This window comes from Variovorax sp. GW821-FHT10C12, from assembly GCF_059415405.1.
On record NZ_JBWKNE010000001.1, the window covers coordinates 2,660,439 to 2,683,832 of the forward strand.

The following is a 23,394-nucleotide window of genomic DNA, read 5'->3' on the forward strand; positions in this document are numbered from 1 at the left end:
CAGCGTGGCATCAGACGGGCAGCTTCGAAATCGCCACATGGCGCAGAAGCTCGACGACGGAGGCATCCATCGCGTCGGTGAAAGGCTTCGGGTACAGGCCCATCCACAGCACGGCGATTGCCAGCAGCGAGAGCATCAGGAATTCGCGGGCGTTGATGTCCTTCAGTTCCTTGACGTGGTCGTTGCCGACCGGGCCCAGGTACACGCGCTTGTACATCCACAGGGTGTAGGCAGCGCCGAAGATCAGTGCGGTGGCAGCGCCCAGGCCGATCCAGAAGTTGGCCTTCACGGCGCCCAGGATCACCATCCATTCGCCCACGAAACCGGCGGTGCCCGGCAGGCCGCAGTTGGCCATGGCGAACAGCAGCGCGAACGCGGCGAACTTGGGCATGGTGTTGACCACGCCGCCGTAGTCGGCGATCTGGCGCGAGTGCACGCGGTCGTACAGCACGCCGATGCCCAGGAACATGGCGCCCGACACGAAGCCGTGGGCAATCATCTGCACGATGCCACCGGACACGCCGAGCTCGTTGAAGATGAAGAAGCCCAGCGTCACGAAGCCCATGTGGGCGACCGACGAGTACGCCACCAGCTTCTTCATGTCCTGCTGCACCAGCGCCACCAGGCCCACGTAGATCACGGCGATGAGCGACAGCGCGATCATGAGCCACGCCCACTCGTGCGAAGCGTCAGGCGCGATGGGCATCGAGAAGCGCAGGAAACCGTAGGCGCCCAGCTTCAGCATGATCGCGGCCAGCACGGCCGAGCCGCCCGTGGGGGCCTCGACGTGCACGTCGGGCAGCCAGGTGTGGACCGGCCACATCGGCACCTTGACGGCGAAGGCCGCGAAGAAGGCGAAGAACAGGAAGGTCTGCGCGGTCGAACCCAGCGGCAGCTTGTGCCAGCTCAGGATGTCGAAGCTGCCGCCCGACTTGTTGTACAGGAAGATCAGCGCGACCAGCATCAGCAGCGAGCCGAGCAGCGTGTACAGGAAGAACTTGAACGCCGCGTAGATCTTGTTCGGGCCGCCCCAGATGCCGATGATCAGGTACATCGGGATCAGCGTGGCTTCGAAGAACACGTAGAACAGGATGCCGTCGAGCGCCGAGAACACGCCGATCATGAAACCCGACAGGATCAGGAACGCGCCCATGTACTGGTTCACGCGCTCGGTGATCACTTCCCAGGCCGAGATCACGACCACGACCGTGATGAACGAGGTCAGCAGCACCAGCCACAGCGACATGCCGTCGATGCCCAGGTGGTAGTTGACGTTGAAGCGCGAGATCCAGCTCGTCTTCTCGACGAACTGCATCGCGGCGGTTCCGTTCTGGAAGCGCGTGAACAGCGGCACCGTGACCAGGAAGCTCACGATGGCACCGACGAGCGCGACCCAGCGCACGCCCTTGGCGTGCTCGTCGCGGCCAAACGCCAGCAGCACGGCGCCGAATGCGATCGGCACCCAGATGGCAAGGCTCAACAAACCCATTTTTCTTTTTCTCCAGCGTTCGGGCTCAACGTTTGAACCAGACGAAGTACGTCATCAGGATGAAGATGCCGAGCAGCATCGCGAAGGCGTAGTGATAGATGAAGCCCGACTGCAGCCAGCGCACGACGCCGGCCACACGCCCCACCACTTTCCAGGAACCGTTGACGATCGCGCCGTCGATCAGGGCTTGGTCGCCGCCCTTCCACAGACCGGTGCCGAGCATGCGGGCACCGCGGGCCAGGATGTTCTCGTTGATCCAGTCGAGGTAGTACTTGTTCTCGAGCAGGTTGTAGATCGGGCTGAAGGCGCGCTTGATGGCGGCCGGCAGTGCCGGGTTCATCATGTACATGTAGTACGACAGCGCCACGCCGGCCAGCGCCAGCCAGAACGGTGCGGTCTGCAGGCCGTGGATCGCCATGGCGACCGGGCCGTGGAAGGCTTCCTTCAGCTCGCCCATCGCGTGGTGCTTGGCACCGTCGACGAAGATCGCGTCCTTGAAGAAGCTGCCGAACAGCATCGGGTCGATGGTCATGAAGCCGATCACCACCGAGGGGATCGCCAGCAGCACCAGCGGCAGCCAGACCACCATCGGCGATTCGTGCGGCTTGTGGGCGTCGTGGCCATGGCCGTGATCGTCGTGACCATGGGCATCGTGCGCATGGTCGTCATGGTGCGCATCGGGGTTCTGGTCGTAGCGCTCCTTGCCGTGGAAGACCAGGAAGTACATGCGGAACGAGTAGAACGCCGTCACGAACACGCCGGCCAGCACCGCGTAGTAGGCGAACTGCGCGCCCCACAGGTGGCTTTCGTGCACGGCCTCGATGATGCTGTCCTTCGAGTAGAAGCCCGAGAAGAACGGCGTGCCGATCAGTGCGAGCGAACCCAGCAGCGAGGTGATCCAAGTGATGGGCATGTACTTGCGCACGCCACCCATCCAGCGGATGTCCTGGTTGTGGTGCATGCCGATGATCACCGAGCCCGCGCCGAGGAACAGCAGCGCCTTGAAGAAGGCGTGCGTCATCAGGTGGAACACCGCGACCGAGTAGGCCGAGGCGCCGAGTGCCACCGTCATGTAGCCGAGCTGCGAGAGCGTCGAGTACGCGACCACGCGCTTGATGTCGTTCTGGATGATGCCCAGGAAGCCCATGAACAGCGCGGTGATGGCACCGATCACGAGGATGAAGCTCAGGGCCGTGTCGCTCAGCTCGAACAGCGGCGACATGCGCGCCACCATGAAGATGCCGGCCGTCACCATGGTCGCCGCGTGGATCAGCGCCGAGATGGGGGTCGGGCCTTCCATCGAGTCGGGCAGCCACACGTGCAGCGGGAACTGGGCGCTCTTGCCCATCGCGCCGATGAACAGGCAGATGCAGATCACCGTGATGAGCATCCACTCGGTGCCCGGGAAGGTGATGCCGGCCAGCGTGTGCGCCTTGGCGAAGGCTTCGCCGTAGTTCAGCGTGCCGGCGTAAGCGGCGATCAGGCCGATGCCCAGGATGAAGCCGAAGTCACCCACGCGGTTGACCAAGAAGGCCTTCATGTTCGCGAAGATGGCCGTGGGCTTGTTGAACCAGAAGCCGATCAGCAGGTACGACACCAGGCCCACCGCCTCCCAGCCGAAGAACAGCTGGAGCATGTTGTTGCTCATGACGAGCATCAGCATCGAGAAGGTGAACAGCGAGATGTACGAGAAGAAGCGGTTGTAGCCGTCGTCCTCTTCCATGTAGCCGATGGTGTAGATGTGGACCATCAGCGACACGAAGGTCACGACGCACATCATCATGGCCGTGAGGCCGTCGACCAGGAAGCCGACTTCCATCTTCAGGCCGCCAACCATCATCCATTCGTAGATGGTCTGGTTGAAGCGGGCACCGTCGACGATGACCGACTTCAGCGTCATCGCCGAGATCACGAAGGCGACGAACACGCCCAGGATGGTCAGCGAATGCGTGACCTTGCGGCCGATGTGGTTGCCGCCGAACTTCGTGCCGAACAGGCCGGCAAGTGCGGCGCCGACCAGGGGTGCCATCGGCACGGCCAGCAAGGTGGATGCGGAAAGGGTTGCGCTCATACTGCTGTCAACCCTTGAGCGAGTTGAGTTCGTCGACGTTGATGCTCGACTTGTTGCGGAACAACAGGACCAGCAACGCGAGGCCGATGGCCGATTCGGCCGCCGCCACCGTCAGGATGAAGAACACGAAGATCTGGCCGTGCATGTCGCCCAGGTAGTGCGAGAAGGCCACGAAGTTCATGTTGACCGCGAGCAGCATCAGCTCGATGGCCATGAGCAGCACGATCAGGTTCTTGCGATTCAGGAAGATGCCGATCACCGACAGCGCGAAGAGCATCGCGCCGAGCGAGAGAAAGTGTCCGAGCGTGAGCGTCATGCCTTGTTTTCCTTTGCAGCTGCATCCGCTGCCGGGGCCTCAACCACCGGCTCGGCCGCACGTGTGACGGGCATCTGCACGATGCGCACGCGGTCGCGCGCCTTCACGCGCACCTGGTCCGACGGGTTGACGTACTTGCTGTCCTTGCGGGTGCGCAGCGTCAGTGCAATGGCGGCAATGATGGCCACCAGCAGGATGACCGCGGCGATTTCCAGCGGGTAGAGGTATTCGGAATACAGCAGCTTGCCCAGCTCGAGCGTGTTCGAGCTGTTGGGCGAGGTCGTCGCCATGGCGCGCGGGCCTTCGCCCAGGCGGAAGCCGCCCATGAGCACGGCCGCCATTTCGAGCGCGATGAGCGCACCGATGCCTGCGGCCAGGGGGAAGTGCTTCCAGAAGCCCTCTCGCAGGCCGTCGACGTCGATGTCCAGCATCATCACGACGAACAGGAACAGCACCATCACGGCACCGACGTACACCAGCACGAGCGAGATCGCCAGGAACTCGGCGCGCAGCAGCAGCCAGATGGCCGAGGCCTGGAAGAAAGCCAGCACCAGGTACAGCGCGGCGTACACGGGGTTGCGGGAGGTGATGACGCGGAAGGCTGCAAACAGCAGCACCGCGGCAAACAGATAGAACAGACCGGTCTTGACGTCCATTGGAATTCGATTGGTACGGGTTTCGAGCGGAGCCGGCTCAGCGGTACTTGGCGTCGGCCGCCTTGTTCGCCGCGATTTCTTTTTCGTAGCGGTCGCCCACGGCCAGCAGCATGTCCTTGGTGAAGTACAGGTCGCCGCGCTTTTCGCCGTGGTATTCGAAGATGTGCGTCTCGACGATCGAGTCGACCGGGCAGCTCTCTTCGCAGAAGCCGCAGAAGATGCACTTGGTCAGGTCGATGTCGTAGCGCGTGGTGCGGCGCGAGCCGTCGTCACGCACGTCGGATTCGATGGTGATGGCCAGTGCGGGGCACACGGCCTCGCAGAGCTTGCAGGCGATGCAGCGCTCTTCGCCGTTCTCGTAGCGGCGCAGTGCGTGCAGGCCGCGAAAACGCGGCGACAGCGGCGTCTTCTCTTCGGGGAACTGGACGGTGATCTTGCGCGCGAAGGCGTACTTGCCCGTGATGGCCAGGCCCTTGAACAGTTCGAACAGCATGAAGCTGCCCAGGAAGTCCTTGAGCGAGAAAGGTGCGGAGGCCAGCTTGGAGGTGCGTCCAAGCCCTCCGGCGGTGTGTGAAGCAGTCATGATGTCGTCGCTTCCTGCTTATTTCCAGATGTTGAACGGCGTCTGCATCCAGCCACCGACCACGACCAGCCACACCAGGGTGACGGGAATGAAGATCTTCCAGCCCAGACGCATGATCTGGTCGTAACGGAAGCGCGGGAACGTCGAGCGCACCCACAGGAACATGGTGACCACGCAGAAGGTCTTGGCGCCCAGCCAGATCCAGCCCGGAATGAAGCTCAGGAACTCGAACGGCGGCAGCCATCCGCCAAGGAACAGCACCACGGTCAGGATCGAGACGAGCCACATGTTGGCGTACTCGGCCAGGAAGAACATCGCGAAGCTCATGCCCGAGTACTCGATCATGTGACCGGCCACGATTTCGGACTCGCCTTCCACCACGTCGAATGGGTGGCGGTTGGTTTCGGCGAGACCCGAGATGAAGTAGACGACGAAGATCGGCAGTAGCGGCAACCAGTTCCACGACAGGAAGCCAATGCCCATGTCATGGAACATGCCCTTGCCCTGCACCGTCACGATGTCGGACATGTTCAGGCTGCCCGTGACCATCAGCACCACGACGAAGCAGAAGCCCATCGCGATTTCGTAGCTCACCATCTGTGCCGAGGCGCGCAGCGCGCCCAGGAAGGCGTACTTCGAGTTCGAGGCCCAGCCGGCGATGATCACGCCGTACACCTCGAGCGAGGTGATGGCCATCACGAACAGCAGGCCGGCGTTGATGTTGGCCAATGCCACGTCGGGGCCGAAGGGAATCACGGCCCATGCGGCCAGCGCCGGCATGATGGTCATGATGGGGCCGAGCAGGAACAGGCCCTTGTTGGCGACCGTCGGAAGGATGATTTCCTTGGTCATCAGCTTGAGCGCGTCGGCGATCGGCTGCAGCAGGCCCAGCGGCCCGATGCGGTTCGGGCCCACGCGGATCTGCGTGAAACCGATGGCCTTGCGTTCCCACAGCGTGAGGTACGCCACGGCACCCATCAGCGGGATCACGACGACGATGATCTTGATCAGCGTCCAGATCACGGGCCAGACGACGGACGTCCACCAGCCTGCGGCGACCAGCCCCAGGCCGAAGCCATGAATTGCGTCGATCATGCCAGTGCCTCCTCGGCACGCGCCGGTGCACCCGGTGCGGTCGATGCGTTGCGCGCATCGGCGGTCAGCTGCAGCGACGGTGCGCGACGCACGATCGAGTCGAGCTGGTAGATGCTCGCGACCACGGGTGCGGCCGCGGCGCCGCTGGCCGCGACGGCCTTGGCGGTGGTGGCGTTGCTCAGCGCGTTCGCCGGCACGGTGCCCTTGTCACCGACGGTGGCGAGCACCTCGGCGGTCGATTCGAAGGCGAAGCCCGGCAGGCCGAGCAGGTTCGCCAGCACGCGCAGCACCTTCCAGGCCGGACGCGTTTCGCCTTGCGGCTTCACGACGGCATGGAAACCCTGCACGCGGCCTTCCGCATTGACGAAGGTGCCGGGCGTTTCGGTGAACGGGGCGATGGGCAGCAGCACGTCGCTGAATTCGAGGTTGGCCTTGAAGGGGCTCAGCGTGACCACCATCTGCGCATTGCCGATGACATCGGCGGCGGCAGCACCGGCGGCCGAGTCGAACACCGGCTCGGTGTTCAGCAGCAGCACGGCCTTGAGGCCAGAGCCGGCGGCGAGCATGCGGCCGGCATCGAGGCCGCCGTTCTGCGGGAAGGCACCCACGAGTTGTGCGCCCACGGTGTTGCCGGCTTCGGTCAGGTAGCCGACGGTGGCGCCGGTCTGTGCGCCGATCCAGTTCGCGAGGGCCAGCAGGCTGCTGGCTTGTGCGTGGTGCGCGGCGGCATTGCCGAGCAGGATCGCCTTGCGCTCGCCGCTCAGCAGCGAGGCTGCGATGGCTTGCGCGGCGGCGTCGGGCGCGTTCTTCGGTGCCAGCGGTGCGGCAGCGCCGTTGGTCTGGCCGATGGCAGCAGCCACGGCCGCCAGCGCCTCGACCCACTGGTCGGCTTCGACGATCGACGCTTGTGCCACGTCGATGGCCCAGGCAGCGCGGTCGGCCATGAGGCTGGACGAGGTGATCACCGACAGTGCGGCGCCCTTGCGCACGGCCTGGCGGATGCGCTGCGCGAACAGCGGGTGTTCCTTGCGCAGGTTCGAACCGACGACCAGCGCGCGCTGCACTTGCGTGAGCGAGGCGATCGACGTACCGAGCCAGCGCACGCCTTCGAAGGCCGTGAATTCGGCGTTGCGCAGGCGGTAGTCGATGTTGTCGCTGCCCAGTTCACGCGTGAGCATGGCGGCGAGCTGCAGCTCTTCGAGCGTGCTGTGCGGGCTGACCAACGTGCCGATGCTTTGCGCACCGTGGTCGGTCTTGATCTGCTTGAGGCCGTTGGCGACGTACTCGAGCGCCGTCTGCCAGTCGACCTGCTGCCATTGGCCGCCCTGCTTCAGCATGGGCTGGGTCAGGCGTTCCGTGCCGTTGAGCGCTTCGTACGAGAAGCGGTCGCGGTCGGCGATCCAGCATTCGTTGACGTCTTCGTTCTCGAGCGGCACCACGCGCATCACGCGGTTGTTCTTGACCTGGACGATCAGGTTGGCACCGGTGGAGTCGTGCGGGCTCACCGACTTGCGGCGCGACAGTTCCCAGGTGCGGGCGCTGTAGCGGAAGGGCTTGCTCGTGAGCGCGCCGACCGGGCAGATGTCGATCATGTTGCCCGACAGCTCGGAGTCGACCGAGTCGCCGAGGAAGGTTTCGATTTCGGAGTGCTCGCCGCGATGCGACATGCCCAGCTCCATCACGCCGGCCACTTCCTGGCCGAAACGGACGCAGCGCGTGCAGTGGATGCAGCGGCTCATTTCTTCCATACTGATCAGCGGGCCGACGTCCTTGTGGAACACGACGCGCTTTTCTTCTTCGTAACGCGAAGAAGAACCGCCGTAGCCCACGGCCAGATCCTGCAGCTGGCATTCACCGCCCTGGTCGCAGATGGGGCAATCCAGCGGGTGGTTGATCAGCAGGAACTCCATGACGGACTGCTGGGCCTTGATGGCCTTGTCGCTCTTGGTGCGAACGATCATGCCCTGCGTGACGGGCGTGGCGCAGGCCGGCATCGGCTTGGGCGCCTTTTCCACGTCGACCAGGCACATGCGGCAGTTGGCCGCGATGCTGAGTTTCTTGTGATAGCAGAAGTGCGGAATGTAGGTGCCCGCCTTTTCGGCCGCATGCATCACCATGCTGCCTTCGGTCACTTCGACCTTCTTGCCGTCGAGTTCGATTTCGATCATGTCTGTGTTTCTTCTCGCACTCAGGCCTTGACGGGCGCCGTCGGGACGTGGCCCGGAATCAGGGCCTCGAACTCATGGCGGAAGTGCTTGATCATGGCGCGCACGGGCATGGCTGCCGCATCGCCGAGCGCACAGATGGTGCGGCCCATGATGTCGCCGGCCACGGAGTCCAGCAGCTGCATGTCGCTGGGCTTGCCCTGGCCGTTGTGGATGCGGTCCACCACACGGTAGAGCCAGCCCGTGCCTTCGCGGCAGGGGGTGCACTGGCCGCAGGACTCGTGCATGTAGAAGTACGAGAGGCGCTTGAGCGACTCGACCATCGAACGGCTGTCGTCCATGACGATCACCGCGCCCGAGCCCAGCATGGAGCCGGCCTTGGCGATGGAGTCGTAGTCCATGGTGCAGGCCATCATGATGTCGGCCGGCAGCACCGGCGACGACGAGCCGCCGGGAATCACGGCCTTGAGCGTGCGACCCTTGCGCACGCCACCGGCCAGTTCGAGCAGCTTGGAGAACGGCGTGCCCATCGGCACTTCGTAGTTGCCGGGCAACTCGACGTCGCCGCTCACCGAGTAGATCTTGGTGCCGCCGTTGTTCGGCTTGCCGCACTCGAGGTAGGCCTGGCCGCCGTTGCGGATGATCCAGGGCACCGCCGCGAAGGTCTCGGTGTTGTTGATGGTGGTCGGCTTGCCGTACAGGCCGAAGCTCGCCGGGAACGGCGGCTTGAAGCGCGGCTGGCCCTTCTTGCCTTCGAGCGATTCGAGCAGCGCGGTTTCTTCGCCGCAGATGTAGGCACCGAAGCCGTGGGCCGCGTGCAACTGGAAGTTGTACGTGCTGCCCATGATCTTGTCGCCGAGATAGCCCGCGGCGCGCGCCTCTTCGAGGGCGGCCTCGAAGCGGTCGTAGCTTTGGAAGATCTCGCCGTGGATGTAGTTGTAGCCCACACTGATGCCCATCGCATACGCGGCGATGGCCATGCCTTCGATCACGATGTGCGGATTGAACTGCAGGATGTCGCGGTCCTTGCACGTGCCGGGCTCGCCTTCGTCCGAATTGCAGACGAGGTACTTCTGGCCCGGGAACTGGCGGGGCATGAAGCTCCACTTCAGGCCGGTGGGGAAGCCTGCGCCGCCACGGCCGCGCAGGCCCGAAGCCTTCACTTCGGCGATCACCTGGTCGGGTGTCAGGCCCTCTGTGAGGATCTTGCGCAGCGCCTGGTAGCCGCCGCGCGCTTCGTAGTCGGCCAGATGCCAGTTGGTGCCATCGAGGCCTGCATAGATCTGAGCGCCGATGTGGCGGTCATGGAAGCAGGTCTGGACACCGGTGGCCTGGAATTGCGAGAGAACCTGTTCGGGCGTCATCACGAAGCCTCCCCTGGCTTGGCACTGCGCAAACCGTCGATGAGCTGGTCGAGCTTGTCGTTGCTCATGAAGCTGCACATGGTGCGGTCGTTGACCAGCATCACGGGCGAATCGGCGCAGGCGCCGAGGCATTCGCTCTGCTGCAGCGTGAACAGGCCGTCGGCCGTGGTCTCGCCCATCTTGATGCCGAGCTTCTTCTCGAGGTGCACGAGCGCGGTGACGCCGTCGCGCAGCTGGCACGGCAGGTTGGTGCACACGTTGAGCTTGAACTTGCCCACCGGATGCTGGTTGTACATGTTGTAGAAGGTCGTCACTTCGTGCACGGCGATGGGCGCCATGCCGAGGTAGGCGGCGATCTCGCGCTCGCGCTGCACACTCACGAAGCCTTCGTCCTGCTGGACGATGGCCAGGCAGGCCATCACGGCCGACTGTTTTCCGGCTTCGGGGTACTTCGCGACCTCGCGCGCAAAGCGCTCGAGGATGGCGGCCTTCAACGGCGCCGAAGGCACCGCGTCATGGTGATGGGTTGAGGAAGTCGTCATTCGCTCTTTCTCACCTGTCGATTTCGCCGAACACGATGTCCATCGTGCCGATCACCGCGACAGCGTCGGCGATCATGTGGCCGCGCGACATTTCGTCGAGGGCAGCGAGGTGCGGGAAGCCCGGGGCGCGGATCTTCAGGCGGTACGGCTTGTTGGCGCCGTCGCTCACGAGATAGATGCCGAATTCGCCCTTGGGGTGCTCGACGGCGGCATACGCTTCGCCTTCGGGCACATGGAAGCCTTCGGTGAAGAGCTTGAAATGGTGGATCAGCTCCTCCATGTTCGCCTTCATCGATTCGCGCGCAGGGGCAGCAACCTTGTGGTTGTCGGTGATAACCGGACCCGGATTCACGCGCAGCCATGCCGAGCACTGCTGGATGATCTTGTTGGCCTGGCGCATTTCTTCCACGCGCACGAGGTAGCGGTCGTAGCAGTCGCCGGTCTTGCCCACGGGCACGTCGAACAGCATCTGGTCGTAGACGTCGTAGGGCTGCTTCTTGCGCAGGTCCCATTCGACGCCCGAGCCACGCAGCATCGGACCGGTGAAGCCGAGGTTCAGCGCGCGCTCCGGCGTGACCACGCCGATGCCCACGGTGCGCTGCTTCCAGATGCGGTTGTCGGTGAGCAGCGTCTCGTACTCGTCGACCATCTTCGGGAAGCGCTTGCAGAAGTCGTCGATGAAGTCGAGCAGCGAACCCTGGCGGTTCTCGTTCAGACGCTCGATCGCCTTCGCGTTCTTGATCTTGCTGACCTTGTACTGCGGCATCGAATCCGGCAGGTCGCGGTAGACGCCGCCCGGACGGAAGTACGCCGCGTGCATGCGCGCGCCGGACACGGCTTCGTACATGTCGAACAGGTCTTCACGCTCGCGGAAGCAGTAGATGAGCATGTTCATCGCGCCGCAGTCGAGACCGTGCGCACCGAGCCACAGCAGGTGGTTCAGCAGGCGGGTGATCTCGGCGAACATCACGCGGATGTACTGCGCGCGGATCGGCACGTCCAGGCCCATCATCCGCTCGATGGCGAGGCAGTAGGCGTGCTCGTTGGACATCATCGACACGTAGTCGAGGCGGTCCATGTAGGGCAGTGACTGGATGAAGGTGCGCGATTCGGCGAGCTTCTCGGTCGCACGGTGCAGCAGGCCGATGTGGGGGTCGGCACGCTGGATCACTTCGCCGTCCAGCTCGAGCACCAGGCGCAGCACGCCGTGTGCTGCGGGGTGCTGGGGACCGAAGTTGAGTGTGTAGTTCTTGATTTCGGCCATATCTGTCAGTGCAAACCGCCGCCGTAGTTGTCTTCGCGGATCACGCGCGGCGTGATTTCGCGCGGCTCGATCGAGACCGGCTGGTAGACCACGCGCTTCTGCTCTTCGTCGTAGCGCATTTCGACGTGACCCGACACCGGGAAGTCCTTGCGGAACGGATGGCCGATGAAGCCGTAGTCGGTCAGGATGCGGCGCAGGTCGTCGTGGCCGTCGAACACGATGCCGTACAGGTCGAAGGCTTCGCGCTCGAACCAGGTGGCGGCACTCCAGACGGGCTGGAGCGAATCGACCACGGGCAGGTCTTCATTCGGCGCAAACACCTTCAGGCGCACGCGCTGGTTGAGACTCACGGAGAGCAGGTGCGAGACGACGCAGTAGCGATCGCCCTGCCACTCGCCTTCGCGGTAGTCGGAATAGTCCATGCCGCAGAGGTCGATCAGCTGCTCGAAGCGGCAGCCGGGCGCATCGCGCAGCAGCGTTGCTGCATCGATGTAGTCGACAGCACTGACCACGACGGTCACTTCCTCAAGCGCGAGCGTCACGCTCTTGGCCTTGGCGCCGAGCGCCTCGGCGATCGTGGCGCGCAGCACCTCCGGCGAAATTGCAAAGTCAGTCATCGTCGGCAATCTCTCAGGCGCGGGCAATGGTGTTGGTGCGGCGAATCTTCTGCTGCAGCTGAATCACGCCGTACAGCAGTGCTTCAGCGGTGGGCGGGCAACCCGGCACATAGACGTCGACCGGCACGATGCGGTCGCAGCCACGCACCACGGAATAGCTGTAGTGGTAGTAACCGCCGCCATTCGCGCAGGAGCCCATCGAGAGCACCCAGCGCGGCTCGGGCATCTGGTCGTAGACCTTGCGCAGCGCCGGCGCCATCTTGTTGCACAGCGTGCCGGCCACGATCATCAGATCGGACTGTCGCGGGCTGGGGCGGAACAACATGCCGAAACGGTCGATGTCGTAGCGGGCAGCACCCGCATGCATCATCTCGACCGCACAGCATGCGAGGCCGAACGTCATCGGCCAGAGAGATCCGGTCTTCGCCCAGTTCACGACCGAGTCGTAGGTCGTGGTGACGAAGCCTTCTTTGAGAACGCCTTCAATGGCCATCGTGTTGCTTCCTTGTCATTCCCAGTCGAGCGCGCCTTTTTTCCACTCGTAGACAAAGCCCACGACGAGGATGGCGAGAAAGATCATCATGGCCCAGAAGCCAACAGCGCCGATTTCCTTGAGCGCAATGGCCCACGGAAAGAGAAAGGCAATTTCGAGATCGAAGAGGATGAAGAGAATCGCGACGAGGTAATAGCGCACGTCGAACTTCATGCGCGCATCCTCGAAGGCCTCGAAGCCGCACTCGTAGGGCGCATTCTTCGCAGCGTCGGGCCGATTGGGCCCGAGGATGTATCCGATGACTTGCGGGGCGACGCCTACGCCGACCCCGACCAAAATGAACAAAAGGACGGGAAGGTAGGAATCGAGGTTCATCGAGAAATTTTCACCGCTTGCCACCGACAGAAGAGCCTCTGGATAGAGATCTTCTGCCGGTGAGATTTGGTGCGGTCGGCGAGACTCGAACTCGCACAGCTTTCGCCACTACCCCCTCAAGATAGCGTGTCTACCAATTTCACCACGACCGCGGTTTTTAACTGTCCAGATGGCATGAGGTGCCGTTGAGGCATTTGGCTTTCTGAACAGATTTAGAGTTTACCCTGAAATGAAGCCGTTTCTCACGAACGGCTGCATGAAAACAACCTGATTACTTGGCCGGAATCTGGCCGGAGCCCGAAACGGGTGCTGCAGGCGCCGAAGCGGCCTTGGCAGGTGCTGCTGCAGCAGGGATTTCGCCCGCAGCGCCCGTCGTCGCAGGAGCAACCGGTACGGCAGGTGCACCCACGGCTGCGCGTTCCAGCAGGCTGCCACCGCCCGCAGGACGTGCGTGGCTGAAGTAGGCCAGCAGCAGCGTGCAGGCGAAGAACACCGCAGCCAGCACGGCCGTGGTGCGCGAGAGGAAGTTGGCACTGCCGCTGGCGCCGAACAGGCTGCCTGCACTGCCGCTGCCGAAGGCCGCGCCCATGTCGGCACCCTTGCCGTGCTGGATCAGGATCAGGCCGATCATTGCCAGCGCCGCCAGCATTTGCACGCCGACCAGAAGATTGAGGACCACGTTCATTCGTTCTTACTCCTAAGTGATGGCTGCCGTTGCCGCGATCAGCGTGCAGCGGCAGAAATGATCTGCAGAAAGTCGAGCGCCTTGAGCGAGGCGCCGCCGATGAGGCCGCCGTCGATGTCGGCCTGCGCCAGCAGTTCGGCGGCATTCGCCGCGTTCATGCTGCCGCCGTACAGAATCTTGATGCCCGCGGCGTGCTCGCTCGCCGCATGGTGCAGTTGCGCACGCAGCACGGCATGCACCGCCTGCGCCTGTTCCGGCGAAGCCGTCTTGCCCGTGCCGATGGCCCAGACCGGCTCGTAGGCCACGACGATTTCACTGATGCAGTGGCCATTCAGATGGATCACAGCAGCCAGCTGGCGCTTGACGACCTCTTCGGTCTGCCCTGCTTCGCGCTGTGCCAGCGTCTCGCCGACACAGACGATCGGCGTGATGCCGTTCGCCAGCGCCGCCGCCGTCTTGGCCGCCACGGCATCATCGGTCTCGCCGTGGTACTGGCGACGCTCCGAATGACCCACGATGGCATAGCGCACACCGAAATCCTTCAGCATCGCTGCCGATTGCTCGCCGGTGAACGCACCTTGCGGGTGCGCCGAAATGTCCTGCGCACCGAGGGCCAGCGACGGCGTGCCCGCCAGCAGCGATTGCAGTTGGGCAAAGTACGGCGCAGGCGCACACAGCGCAACACCGCAAGCCGCAGGGCTGGCAGCCAGCCCTTGCTGCAGGGCCTTCACCAGCGCCTCGTTGGCGGCCAGGCCGCCATTCATCTTCCAGTTGCCGGCAATCAGTTTCTTGAAGGTTGTCATCGCGTTGTTCGTCTCACCAAGTCAGCACGATCTTGCCGATGTGCTGGTTCGATTCCATCAGGGTGTGCGCCTGGGCCGCGCCGCTGGGCTCACCTGCTGCCGCATAGGTGCTGTGGATCACGGGCTTGACTGCGCCGCTTTCGAGCAACGGCCAGACCTTTTCACGCAAAGCCTTGGCGATGGCGCCCTTGAACGCCACCGGCCGCGGACGCAGCGTCGAGCCGGTGATCGTGAGCCGACGACGCAGCACGAGGCCCGCGTTGATCTCGCTCTTCACACCGCCCTGCACCGCAATGATCACCAGCCGGCCGTCTTCGGCCAGGCACTCGACCTCGCGCGCCACGTAGTCGCCCGCCACCATGTCGAGCACCACGTCCACGCCCTTGCCGCCCGTGAGCTGCTTCGCCGCTTCGACGAAATCGCTCGTGCGGTAGTTGATCGCGTGGTCGGCACCGAGCTTCAGGCAGGCTTCGCACTTGTCGTCGCTGCCGGCCGTGACGATCACGGTCGCGCCGAGCGCCTTGGCGATCTGGATCGCCGTGACGCCGATGCCGCTCGAGCCGCCCTGGATCAGCAGGGTCTCGCCCTTCTGCAGGCGGCCGCGCTCGAACACATTGCTCCAGACGGTGAAGAAGGTCTCGGGCAGCGAGGCCGCCTCGATGTCGCTCCAGCCCTTGGGCACCGGCAGGCATTGCGCCACGGGCGCCACGCACAGCTCGGCGTAGCCGCCACCGGCGACCAATGCGCACACGCGGTCGCCGACCTTGAAGCCCGCGTCGGCCAGCGCCTTGGCGTCGCCCGACACGATCTCGCCGGCCACTTCGAGGCCCGGCAGGTCGGAGGCGCCGGGCGGCACGGGGTAGTGCCCCATCCGCTGCAGCACGTCCGGGCGATTCACGCCGCTGGCCGCCACGCGGATCAGCAGCTCGCCCTCGCCCGCCACCGGGTCGGGACGCGCAGCGACGCGCAGCACCTCAGGGGCGCCGTACGAAGTGATCTCAATGGCTTTCATGGGGTCTCCGAGACTCGGATGCCCGCACAGGGGCGGGCATCAGTGGCTGTCCACGAGAGGCGACGGCACTGGGCCGTCGCGCCTCACTGCTTACTCCTGCGGTTCGCGCGGCGCTTGCTGCTGCGACTCGCCGGCGGGCTGCTGTTGCTGCTCGCCGCGGGGCTGTTGCTGCTGGTCGTTGAAGCGCGGTGCGCGCTCGCCACGATCACCACCACGGTCGCCGCCGCGATCGCCACGGTCCGAACGCTCACGGCGGTCGCCGCCACGGTCACCGCGATCGCCGCGGTCTTCACGCGGCGGGCGCTCGCTGTATTCCATGCCGGCCGGACGCTCGGTCAAGGCCTTCATGGACAGCTTGACGCGGCCCTTTTCGTCGGTCTCGAGAACCTTGACCTTCACGATCTGGCCTTCGCTCAGGTAGTCGGTCACCTTCTCGACGCGCTCGTGCGCGATCTGGCTGATGTGCAGCAGGCCGTCCTTGCCGGGCAGCAGGTTGACCAGTGCGCCGAAGTCCAGGATCTTGGTGATCGGGCCTTCGTAGACCTTGCCGATTTCGACTTCAGCGGTGATCTGCTCGATGCGCTTCTTGGCGAATTCGGCCTTTTCCGGATCGGTCGAGGCGATGGTGATGGTGCCGTCTTCGTCGATGTTGATCGTCGTGCCGGTTTCTTCCTGCAGACCACGGATGACCGCGCCGCCCTTGCCGATCACGTCGCGGATCTTCTCGGGGTTGATCTTCAGCGTGGTCAGGCGCGGTGCGAACTGCGACACGTCGGCCTTGGCTTCGCCCATCGCTTCTTGCATCTTGCCCAGGATGTGCATGCGCGCTTCCTTGGCCTGCGCCAGTGCGACCTGCATGATTTCCTTGGTGATGCCCTGGATCTTGATGTCCATCTGCAGCGCGGTGATGCCGTTGGTCGTGCCGGCCACCTTGAAGTCCATGTCGCCCAGGTGATCTTCGTCACCCAGGATGTCGGTCAGCACCGCGAAGCGGTTGTCTTCCTTGATCAGGCCCATGGCGATACCGGCCACGTGCGCCTTCATGGGCACGCCAGCGTCCATCATCGAGAGGCAGCCGCCGCAGACCGAAGCCATCGACGAGGAGCCGTTCGACTCGGTGATTTCCGACACCACGCGGATGGTGTACGGGAATTCTTCCTTGGTCGGCAGCACGGCGACGAGCGCGCGCTTGGCCAGACGGCCGTGGCCCACTTCGCGGCGCTTGGTGGAGCCCATGCGGCCCACTTCACCGGTGGCAAAGGGAGGCATGTTGTAGTGGAACAGGAAGCGGTCTTCGTACTCGCCGGCCAGCGCGTCGATGCGCTGTGCGTCGCGCTCGGTGCCGAGCGTGGTGACGACCAGGCCCTGCGTCTCGCCGCGCGTGAACAGCGCCGAGCCGTGGGTGCGGGGCAGCACGGAGTTGCGGATTTCGATGGGGCGCACGGTGCGCGTGTCGCGGCCGTCGATGCGCGGCTCGCCTTGCAGGATCTGGCCGCGCACGATGCGCGATTCGATCGCGAACAGCAGGTCGCTGACCTTGCCGGCGTCGAACTCGGCGCCTTCAGCCTTCAGGGCCGTGAAGACGCTGGCATTGGCTTCGCGCAGGGCTTGCGTGCGGGCTTGCTTGCTGCGGATCTGGTAGACGGCGCGCAGCTTTTCTTCGGCCAGGCCGTTGATCTTGGCGATGAAGTCTTCGTCCTTGGCTTCAGGCACCCAGGTGCCTTCCTTGAGCCATTCCGGCTTGCCGGCGTCGCGCACGAGGTCGTGGATCGCGTTGATCGCGATGTTGGCCTGCTCGTGACCGAACACCACGCCACCCAGCATGATTTCTTCGCTGAGTTGCTGGGCTTCGGATTCGACCATCAGCACGGCGGCTTGCGTGCCGGCGACGACGAGGTCCATCTGCGAATCCTTGCGGGCGGTGGGGCCCGGATTCAGCACGTACTGGCCGTTGATGTAACCCACGCGGGCGGCACCGATCGGGCCGCTGAACGGGATGCCGGAGATCGACAGCGCGGCGCTCACGCCGATCATGGCGGCGATGTCGGCGTCGACTTCAGGGTTCAGCGACACGGTGTGGATCACCACGTGCACTTCGTTCAGGAAACCCTCGGGGAACAGCGGGCGGATCGGACGGTCGATCAGGCGGCTGGTCAGGGTTTCGTGCTCGCTGGGCTTGGCTTCGCGCTTGAAGAAGCTGCCGGGGATCTTGCCCGCGGCGTAGGTCTTCTCGATGTAGTCGACGGTCAGCGGGAAGAAGTCTTGACCCGGCTTGGCGGTCTTGGAAGCGACCACGGTCGCCAGGATCACGGTGCCGTCGATGTCGACCAGCACGGCGCCGGTCGCCTGGCGGGCGATTTCACCGGTTTCCATGACGACGGTCTTGTCGCCCCATTGGAAGGACTTGGTGATTTTGTTGAAGAGGCTCATTATTGCTCCTATTTTGATAGCAAATCACACAGGATTCGCAAAGGGCGGAGGCTGCTCAGAACACGATGCCATTCCAGCGAAGCTCGGGGCGAACTTCATTGGAATGACACAGCTTCGCTCTGTTGGGCACTCCGAAAGTGGATCGCGAAGTAAAAAACGCCTGAGCTAGCGGACTAACCCAGGCGTTTTTTCATGCGATTCGAATTACTTGCGCAGACCCAGCTTGGCGATCAGCGCGGTGTAACGCTCGGCGTCCTTGGACTTGAGGTAGTCGAGGAGCTTGCGACGGCGGCTGACCATGCGCAGCAGGCCGCGACGACCGTGGTGGTCCTTGGCGTGCGTCTTGAAGTGGGGGGTCAGCTCGTTGATACGGGCGGTCAGCAGTGCGACTTGCACTTCGGGGCTGCCGGTGTCGTTGGCTGCACGGGCGTTGTCCTTGACAACTTCGGCCTTGATGGAGGCTGCGATCATGTTGAATTTCCTTGTTCCGGGATGTTTGACTTGCGGTGAGCACTGGAACTGCCCTCACCGTGCGCCTTGCGGCATGCAAAGCTTTGGGAGTATACATCGGCCGGCTTGACCGCTCCTTCCCGCCGCCTTCCGTCGAGCGAAACCAGCCCCACGGCACCCAGCACGCAGGCACCGCCGGCGACCTGGGCCCACCCCACGGCCTCCCCCAGCCACCACGCGGCCAGGACCAGCGCCGACACCGGCATCAGCGCCGTGAACAACGCCGCCTCGGCGCCCCGCAGCCGGGCGGCGCCCGCGTACCAGAGCAGGAAGCCCGCCACCGTCGGCACCAGCGCGTAGTAGGCCACCCCGGCCAGCGCCTCGGTCGGCACCGGCTGAAGCCAGGCGCGCTCCAGCAGTGCGGGGATCACAGACAGCAGCAGCCCCAGCGCGACCATCGCGGTCGATTGCACGAGCGGCGCCAGCGGCACGCGCAGCCGCTTGTTGAGCAGGATGAACAGCGACTCGAGCGCCACCGCCCCCAGCACCAGCAGGTTGCCGAGCAGCGCGGTCGACGTGCGCTCGCCGCCCCCTTCGCCCGGACGCAGCGTGATCGCCAGCACGCCCAGGCTCGCGAGCACGATCCCGCCCACCAGATAGCGCCCCGGCCGCTCGCGCAGCGCCAGAACCGCGACCAGCGCGGCCATGGCCGGCAGCGTGCCGGTCACCACGCCCGCGTCGGCGGCCGGCGCCCAGCGCACGCCCAGGATCAGCAGCACCGTGTAGCCGACGCTGCCCGCCGCCGCCTGGCACAGCAGCAGCACGGCGTCGTGGCGGTCGGGGCGCGGCCAGCGGGCGCGCAGGAACCCCATGAGCGCCACGAACACGGGCAGCGCCAGCGCAAAGCGCAGCGCGGTCGCCGTGAACGGCGGCAGGCCGCTCGCAATGAGCTTGCTCGCGACCACCGTGCTGCCGACCGTGACCATCGCGAGCGCGCACAGCCACATTCCCTTGCTTCGTTCCGACATGCTTCTTCGCCTTCCGTTTTGCAGAAAGCGCGAGCGTCTCCCGCCAGGGGCGCGGCGGTCTTGAACGAAATTGCAGGAATCGAGCTAGCGCGCCGCCGCATACGCCCCGGGCGTGAAGCCCAGGAAGCGCACAAAGGCCCGCGTCATGTGACTCTGATCAGAGAAGCCCGCGCCGGCTGCGACATCGGCCAGCGCCCTGCCCTGCGCGATCAACCGGCGGGCGCGCGACAGCCGGCACTGCTGCAGCCAGGCATGCGGCGGCAGCCCGAAGGCCGCCGCAAACCCGCGCAACAGCTGGTAGCGGCTCAGGCCCGCCTCGCGCGCCAGTTCGGCGAGCGTGGGCGCGTGAATGCAGTCGTCGGCGATGCGTGCACGTGCGCGTTCCATCGCTGCCGGCGCCACGCGCCGTGGCGATTCGGGAGCCCGCGCGCCGGGTGCATCACGCAGCAGTTGCAGCACGCCCTGTTCCAGCGCCAGCGCCTCATCGCCTTCGACGACGGCCGCGAACAGCCGGTCGAAGCCCTGCCGCAGCGCCGGATCGCTCAGCACCGGCCGCGTCAGTTCGAACCCCGGCGGCACACCGTCCGACAGCAGCGCAGGCGCCAGATGCAGCATGCGCCAAGCCCGCGCTTCGCCGCGCATCGCGACGCCGTCGTGCACCTCGCCCGGATTCACCGTGATGACGTCGCCGCGCACCGCCTCGACCGCGCCGCGCCCGCTGGCCGAGCGCTGTCCGCCGCGGTCCATCACGCCGATGCCGAACACGTCGTGCATGTGGCGCGGAAAGCTGCGGCTCGATTCGGCCGCGATCGCCTGCAGGCCCGGCAGCGCCGAGCCGCGGATGCGCACGGCATCGACGGGCGCGGACCTCGAGGCCATGCCGGAAAGCCTCAGCGCGCCTGCTTCGCCAGCCAGCCGCGCAGGCGCTCGACGCCCTGCACCAGCCGCTGCGGGTCTTTCGACGCGAAGCACCAGCGCAACCAACCCTGTGCCTCGGGCGCGAAGGCGTTGCCCGGCGCGAGCCCCAGGCCGGCTTCGGCAACGAGGCGCTTGGCGAGCTCGAGCGAATCGCTGAAACCTTCGAGCCGGAAGAAAGCGTACATGCCGCCCTTGGCCGGCGCCACCTGCACGCCCGGCACGGCCGCCAGCAGCGGCACCAGCGTGTCGCGGCATTGCTTCAGGTGCGCGACCACGCGCGGCGTGATGTCGGCCGTGTGCGCCAGCGCCGCGATGGCGGCGCGCTGCGTGAACACGCTGGCGCACGAGGTGTTGAACTCGATCAGCTTGCCGATGCCGTCGACCATCGCCGGCGGCAGCACCAGCCAGCCGAGGCGCCAGCCGGTCATGAGGAAGCTCTTCGAGAAGCTGTGCGTGACGACGAGGCGGTCGTCCGGCGTCGAGATGTCGAGGAAGCTCGGCGCACAGCCATTCGGCGTGGGCTCGAAGTACAGGCGCTCGTACACCTCGTCGGCCAGGATCCAGGTGCCGGTCTGGCGGCAGTGGTCGAGCACGGCCTGCTGCTCGTCGCGCGTCATCGTCCAGCCCGTGGGGTTGTTCGGCGCGTTGACGATCAGCAGCTTCGTCTTGGGCGTGACCGCCGCGCGCAGCGCGGGCAGGTCGAGCGTCCACTGGCCGTTCACCGGCACCAGCGACACGGTGCGCACCTGCGCGCCCATGATCGCCGGCTGCGCCGTGAGGTTGGGCCACACGGGCGTGACGGCGACCACGTCGTCGCCCGCGTCGACCAGCGCCTGCACCGCGAGCATCAGCGCGCTCACGCCGCCCGACGTGACGGCGATGCGCGAGGCGTCGACCGTCGGGTGCAGGCGGCTGGTGTAGCGCGCGATGGCTTCGCGCAGCTCGGGCAGGCCGAGGTTGTGCGCGTAGAAGGTTTCGCCGCGCTGCAGCGACTCGATGGCCGCCTGGCGGATCACCTCGGGAGTGACCTCATCGCTCTCGCCGAACCAGAAGGCGAGCACGTCGTCGCGGCCCATGCCGGCGTTGGCGACTTCGCGGATCTTCGAGGCTTCGAGGTGGTGGATGGCTTCACGCATGTCGGGGAGTTCCTGTGCTGTCGGGGTCATGCACCTCAGGGGCGCTTCATCTTGCAAGAGGTGGGCTGCTCGGCGCGCTCCGGCGCGATCGTCTTGATCACGCGAAAGCCATAGCCCGAGCCCTCGACGTCGAACTGCACGCCGGGCTTGCCCTGCTTGTCCATCACGCCCACCACCAGCGGCTGCTGGAACTGGTGGTCGGCCGCGCGCATGCGCCCGCGCTGGCCGTACAGGCTCACGTCGGCCTGCTCCAGCGCGCGCGCCAGCGGCACGGCCTCGGTGCTGCCCGCGCGCTCCAGCGCCTGCGCGAGCGACTCGACCAGCAGCTGCATGCGCATGTGCACGTAGTCGTCGGCCGGCCGCGGAAAGCGCGTGCGGAAGGCGCGGTAGAAGGCTTCGGACTGCGGCGTCTGCACGTTCGGCAGCCAGTCGGCCACGGCCACCACACGGCCGATGCCCGCGTCGCCGATGGCGGCCGGCGCGCCCAGCGCATTGCCGTAGAAGGTGTAGAAGCTGCCGTTGAAGCCGGCCTCGCGCGCGGCCTTCACGAGCAGCGTGAGGTCGTTGCCCCAGTTGCCGGTGACCACCGCCTGCGCGCCGCTGGCGAGGATCTTGGTGGCGTAGGGTGCGAAGTCCTTCACCTTGCCCATCGGGTGCAGCTCGTCGCCGACGATCTCCACGTCGGGGCGCTGCACGCCGAGCTGGCGGCGCGATTCGCGCAGCACGGCCTGGCCGAAGCTGTAGTCCTGGCCGATCAGGTAGACGCGCTTGAGCGCCGCGTCGTCCTTGACCACGTCCATCAGCGCGGCCACGCGCATGTCGGCATGGGCGTCGAAGCGGAAGTGCCAGAAGCTGCAGCGCTCGTTGGTCAGCACCGGATCGACGGCCGAGTAGTTCAGGAAGATCACGCGCCGCGACGGGTCGCGCTCGTTGTTCTTGTCGATGGCATCGATCAGCGCCGCGGCCGTCACCGACGAGTTGCCCTGCAGCACGATGCGGGTGCCGTCGTCCATGGCCGCGCGCAGTGCCGACAGCGCCTCTTCGTTCTGGCCCTTGCTGTCGTAGCGGTCCAGCTGCAGGGGCCGTGCGCCGCCCGGCAGCTTCACGCCGCCGCGTGCATTCACACGCTCCACGGCCCACAGCAGGTTGCGGAACACGGCTTCGCCGGTGTTGGCGAAGGGGCCGCTCATGCTCTCGATGAGCGCCAGCCGGATCGGGGCGGGTTGCGGGGCCTGCGCGAAGCCGGCGAACGGGGTCGCGCATAGCGCCGCCGCTGCGAATTTCAAGGCCTGGCGGCGCCAAATAAAGGGGGTTTTCATTGTCTTGAAACGCGTGCCGATGCGCCTAGATGAGGTGTCAAGCGGCACTCACGATGGAAAGGCCGCGCAGTGTAAGGGACACACATTCCATGTCCCCATTGTGTTCATTCACCCTGGAGTTTTCGCCATGTTCTTCACCCCCACCCATCGCAGCGCGCATTTCGCTCCCCGTGCCCATGACCGCGCTTTCGAGCGCTTCGTGAACGAGGCTTTTGCCGGCGCCCGCCGCTCGCCGCTGGTCGAGCAGGACGACAAGAGCTGGACCCTGTCGCTGGACGTGCCCGGCCTGTCGCGTGAAGACCTGTCGGTGGCCATCGAAGGCGCCGTGGTCCGCATCGAAAGCAAGGCCGAAGCCAAGCGCCAGATCAAGCTCGCCTACGAGCTGCCGCAGGCCATCGACCTGGCCACCAGCGAAGCCAAGCTGGAGAACGGCGTGCTGACCCTGAAGCTCGGCAAGCTGGTGCCGGCAAGCCAGGTTTCGCACTTGCAGATCAACTAGTCGGACCGATGCCCCCACGAAGAAAATGTTAGTGACAGCTTGTTTTGACTTTAAACAAGCGTCGTATTCACAATAGCGCTGGAT

Annotated in this window: 23 protein-coding genes and 1 tRNA gene; 1 reads left to right on the forward strand and 23 read right to left on the reverse strand. The window is 65.2% G+C overall.

Annotation, left to right across the window (positions count from 1 at the left end; genetic code table 11):
- Window positions 1-10: 10 nt before the first annotated feature.
- The 23 genes from AC07OH_RS12460 to AC07OH_RS12570 all read right to left on the reverse strand — a co-directional run bounded on the left by AC07OH_RS12460 (window position 11) and on the right by AC07OH_RS12570 (window position 22,811).
- Entirely contained in the window at window positions 11-1,489 is a 1,479-nt protein-coding gene (locus tag AC07OH_RS12460; RefSeq protein ID WP_492682739.1) for an NADH-quinone oxidoreductase subunit M, read from the reverse strand.
- A 25-nt stretch (window positions 1,490-1,514) separates the two neighbouring features.
- A complete protein-coding gene (gene nuoL / locus AC07OH_RS12465; protein WP_495300858.1) occupies window positions 1,515-3,560 on the reverse strand; it encodes an NADH-quinone oxidoreductase subunit L in 2,046 nt (681 codons plus the stop codon).
- A 7-nt stretch (window positions 3,561-3,567) separates the two neighbouring features.
- Window positions 3,568-3,876: an NADH-quinone oxidoreductase subunit NuoK gene (gene nuoK, locus AC07OH_RS12470; RefSeq protein WP_056579591.1), complete on the reverse strand. Its 309-nt coding sequence runs from the start codon at window positions 3,874-3,876 to the stop codon at window positions 3,568-3,570.
- Complete coding sequence (locus tag AC07OH_RS12475) at window positions 3,873-4,532, reverse strand: NADH-quinone oxidoreductase subunit J (RefSeq protein WP_062475392.1); 660 nt, start codon at window positions 4,530-4,532, stop codon at window positions 3,873-3,875. The genes nuoK and AC07OH_RS12475 overlap by 4 nt, the downstream gene beginning before the upstream one ends.
- Window positions 4,533-4,569: 37 nt before the next feature.
- Entirely contained in the window at window positions 4,570-5,115 is a 546-nt protein-coding gene (gene nuoI, locus AC07OH_RS12480) for an NADH-quinone oxidoreductase subunit NuoI (protein ID WP_062475395.1), read from the reverse strand.
- 18 nt (window positions 5,116-5,133) lie between these two features.
- The gene (gene nuoH, locus AC07OH_RS12485; RefSeq protein ID WP_495300859.1) at window positions 5,134-6,210 is read right to left on the reverse strand and encodes an NADH-quinone oxidoreductase subunit NuoH; all 1,077 of its coding nucleotides are present in this window, start codon (window positions 6,208-6,210) and stop codon (window positions 5,134-5,136) included.
- On the reverse strand, window positions 6,207-8,378 hold the full coding sequence (nuoG, locus tag AC07OH_RS12490) for an NADH-quinone oxidoreductase subunit NuoG (protein WP_495300860.1): 2,172 nt from the start codon (window positions 8,376-8,378) through the stop codon (window positions 6,207-6,209). Before nuoG ends, nuoH begins: the two co-directional genes overlap by 4 nt.
- A gap of 20 nt (window positions 8,379-8,398) precedes the next feature.
- Window positions 8,399-9,739: an NADH-quinone oxidoreductase subunit NuoF gene (gene nuoF / locus AC07OH_RS12495; RefSeq protein ID WP_159271073.1), complete on the reverse strand. Its 1,341-nt coding sequence runs from the start codon at window positions 9,737-9,739 to the stop codon at window positions 8,399-8,401.
- The gene (locus AC07OH_RS12500) at window positions 9,739-10,281 is read right to left on the reverse strand and encodes an NADH-quinone oxidoreductase subunit NuoE family protein (protein WP_099791019.1); all 543 of its coding nucleotides are present in this window, start codon (window positions 10,279-10,281) and stop codon (window positions 9,739-9,741) included. Before AC07OH_RS12500 ends, nuoF begins: the two co-directional genes overlap by 1 nt.
- A 10-nt stretch (window positions 10,282-10,291) precedes the next feature.
- Complete coding sequence (locus AC07OH_RS12505) at window positions 10,292-11,545, reverse strand: NADH-quinone oxidoreductase subunit D (RefSeq protein WP_099791021.1); 1,254 nt, start codon at window positions 11,543-11,545, stop codon at window positions 10,292-10,294.
- Between the two features lie 5 nt (window positions 11,546-11,550).
- Entirely contained in the window at window positions 11,551-12,162 is a 612-nt protein-coding gene (locus AC07OH_RS12510; RefSeq protein WP_495300861.1) for an NADH-quinone oxidoreductase subunit C, read from the reverse strand.
- 13 nt (window positions 12,163-12,175) lie between these two features.
- Complete coding sequence (locus AC07OH_RS12515) at window positions 12,176-12,655, reverse strand: NuoB/complex I 20 kDa subunit family protein (RefSeq protein WP_007837763.1); 480 nt, start codon at window positions 12,653-12,655, stop codon at window positions 12,176-12,178.
- Between the two features lie 15 nt (window positions 12,656-12,670).
- On the reverse strand, window positions 12,671-13,030 hold the full coding sequence (locus AC07OH_RS12520; RefSeq protein ID WP_055805154.1) for an NADH-quinone oxidoreductase subunit A: 360 nt from the start codon (window positions 13,028-13,030) through the stop codon (window positions 12,671-12,673).
- A 67-nt stretch (window positions 13,031-13,097) separates the two neighbouring features.
- Window positions 13,098-13,182, reverse strand: a tRNA-Leu gene (locus AC07OH_RS12525).
- Between the two features lie 119 nt (window positions 13,183-13,301).
- Window positions 13,302-13,715 (reverse strand): preprotein translocase subunit SecG, encoded by a 414-nt coding sequence (gene secG / locus AC07OH_RS12530; protein ID WP_495300862.1) that lies wholly within the window; start codon window positions 13,713-13,715, stop codon window positions 13,302-13,304.
- A gap of 38 nt (window positions 13,716-13,753) precedes the next feature.
- Window positions 13,754-14,518, reverse strand: a complete 765-nt coding sequence (gene tpiA / locus AC07OH_RS12535; RefSeq protein ID WP_495300863.1) for a triose-phosphate isomerase — start codon at window positions 14,516-14,518, stop codon at window positions 13,754-13,756.
- 13 nt (window positions 14,519-14,531) lie between these two features.
- On the reverse strand, window positions 14,532-15,530 hold the full coding sequence (locus AC07OH_RS12540) for an NAD(P)H-quinone oxidoreductase (protein WP_495300864.1): 999 nt from the start codon (window positions 15,528-15,530) through the stop codon (window positions 14,532-14,534).
- A 90-nt stretch (window positions 15,531-15,620) separates the two neighbouring features.
- Complete coding sequence (pnp, locus tag AC07OH_RS12545; RefSeq protein ID WP_489058752.1) at window positions 15,621-17,960, reverse strand: polyribonucleotide nucleotidyltransferase; 2,340 nt, start codon at window positions 17,958-17,960, stop codon at window positions 15,621-15,623.
- A gap of 204 nt (window positions 17,961-18,164) precedes the next feature.
- On the reverse strand, window positions 18,165-18,431 hold the full coding sequence (gene rpsO / locus AC07OH_RS12550) for a 30S ribosomal protein S15 (RefSeq protein WP_056579564.1): 267 nt from the start codon (window positions 18,429-18,431) through the stop codon (window positions 18,165-18,167).
- Window positions 18,428-19,438, reverse strand: a complete 1,011-nt coding sequence (locus AC07OH_RS12555; RefSeq protein ID WP_495300865.1) for a DMT family transporter — start codon at window positions 19,436-19,438, stop codon at window positions 18,428-18,430. Before AC07OH_RS12555 ends, rpsO begins: the two co-directional genes overlap by 4 nt.
- An 84-nt stretch (window positions 19,439-19,522) precedes the next feature.
- Window positions 19,523-20,317, reverse strand: a complete 795-nt coding sequence (locus AC07OH_RS12560) for a helix-turn-helix transcriptional regulator (protein WP_495300866.1) — start codon at window positions 20,315-20,317, stop codon at window positions 19,523-19,525.
- An 11-nt stretch (window positions 20,318-20,328) separates the two neighbouring features.
- Window positions 20,329-21,522: a pyridoxal phosphate-dependent aminotransferase gene (locus AC07OH_RS12565; RefSeq protein ID WP_495300867.1), complete on the reverse strand. Its 1,194-nt coding sequence runs from the start codon at window positions 21,520-21,522 to the stop codon at window positions 20,329-20,331.
- 5 nt (window positions 21,523-21,527) lie between these two features.
- Window positions 21,528-22,811 carry a branched-chain amino acid ABC transporter substrate-binding protein gene (locus AC07OH_RS12570; protein ID WP_495300868.1) on the reverse strand — a complete coding sequence of 428 codons (1,284 nt, stop codon included), beginning with the start codon at window positions 22,809-22,811 and terminating at the stop codon, window positions 21,528-21,530.
- Window positions 22,812-22,938: 127 nt separating this feature from the next.
- Between AC07OH_RS12570 and AC07OH_RS12575 the strand changes: the two genes are divergently transcribed.
- Window positions 22,939-23,310: an Hsp20/alpha crystallin family protein gene (locus tag AC07OH_RS12575; RefSeq protein ID WP_095746066.1), complete on the forward strand. Its 372-nt coding sequence runs from the start codon at window positions 22,939-22,941 to the stop codon at window positions 23,308-23,310.
- Window positions 23,311-23,394 lie beyond the last annotated feature (84 nt).

Bases quoted from the DNA above. Each gene is read 5' to 3' on its own strand.
- AC07OH_RS12460 (WP_492682739.1), bottom strand. From the start codon at position 1,489: ATGGGTTTGTTGAGCCTTGCCATCTGGGTGCCGATCGCATTCGGCGCC.
- nuoL (WP_495300858.1), bottom strand. From the start codon at position 3,560: ATGAGCGCAACCCTTTCCGCATCCACCTTGCTGGCCGTGCCGATGGCA.
- nuoK (WP_056579591.1), bottom strand. From the start codon at position 3,876: ATGACGCTCACGCTCGGACACTTTCTCTCGCTCGGCGCGATGCTCTTC.
- AC07OH_RS12475 (WP_062475392.1), bottom strand. From the start codon at position 4,532: ATGGACGTCAAGACCGGTCTGTTCTATCTGTTTGCCGCGGTGCTGCTG.
- nuoI (WP_062475395.1), bottom strand. From the start codon at position 5,115: ATGACTGCTTCACACACCGCCGGAGGGCTTGGACGCACCTCCAAGCTG.
- nuoH (WP_495300859.1), bottom strand. From the start codon at position 6,210: ATGATCGACGCAATTCATGGCTTCGGCCTGGGGCTGGTCGCCGCAGGC.
- nuoG (WP_495300860.1), bottom strand. From the start codon at position 8,378: ATGATCGAAATCGAACTCGACGGCAAGAAGGTCGAAGTGACCGAAGGC.
- nuoF (WP_159271073.1), bottom strand. From the start codon at position 9,739: ATGACGCCCGAACAGGTTCTCTCGCAATTCCAGGCCACCGGTGTCCAG.
- AC07OH_RS12500 (WP_099791019.1), bottom strand. From the start codon at position 10,281: ATGACGACTTCCTCAACCCATCACCATGACGCGGTGCCTTCGGCGCCG.
- AC07OH_RS12505 (WP_099791021.1), bottom strand. From the start codon at position 11,545: ATGGCCGAAATCAAGAACTACACACTCAACTTCGGTCCCCAGCACCCC.
- AC07OH_RS12510 (WP_495300861.1), bottom strand. From the start codon at position 12,162: ATGACTGACTTTGCAATTTCGCCGGAGGTGCTGCGCGCCACGATCGCC.
- AC07OH_RS12515 (WP_007837763.1), bottom strand. From the start codon at position 12,655: ATGGCCATTGAAGGCGTTCTCAAAGAAGGCTTCGTCACCACGACCTAC.
- AC07OH_RS12520 (WP_055805154.1), bottom strand. From the start codon at position 13,030: ATGAACCTCGATTCCTACCTTCCCGTCCTTTTGTTCATTTTGGTCGGG.
- secG (WP_495300862.1), bottom strand. From the start codon at position 13,715: ATGAACGTGGTCCTCAATCTTCTGGTCGGCGTGCAAATGCTGGCGGCG.
- tpiA (WP_495300863.1), bottom strand. From the start codon at position 14,518: ATGACAACCTTCAAGAAACTGATTGCCGGCAACTGGAAGATGAATGGC.
- AC07OH_RS12540 (WP_495300864.1), bottom strand. From the start codon at position 15,530: ATGAAAGCCATTGAGATCACTTCGTACGGCGCCCCTGAGGTGCTGCGC.
- pnp (WP_489058752.1), bottom strand. From the start codon at position 17,960: ATGAGCCTCTTCAACAAAATCACCAAGTCCTTCCAATGGGGCGACAAG.
- rpsO (WP_056579564.1), bottom strand. From the start codon at position 18,431: ATGATCGCAGCCTCCATCAAGGCCGAAGTTGTCAAGGACAACGCCCGT.
- AC07OH_RS12555 (WP_495300865.1), bottom strand. From the start codon at position 19,438: ATGTCGGAACGAAGCAAGGGAATGTGGCTGTGCGCGCTCGCGATGGTC.
- AC07OH_RS12560 (WP_495300866.1), bottom strand. From the start codon at position 20,317: ATGGCCTCGAGGTCCGCGCCCGTCGATGCCGTGCGCATCCGCGGCTCG.
- AC07OH_RS12565 (WP_495300867.1), bottom strand. From the start codon at position 21,522: ATGACCCCGACAGCACAGGAACTCCCCGACATGCGTGAAGCCATCCAC.
- AC07OH_RS12570 (WP_495300868.1), bottom strand. From the start codon at position 22,811: ATGAAAACCCCCTTTATTTGGCGCCGCCAGGCCTTGAAATTCGCAGCG.
- AC07OH_RS12575 (WP_095746066.1), top strand. From the start codon at position 22,939: ATGTTCTTCACCCCCACCCATCGCAGCGCGCATTTCGCTCCCCGTGCC.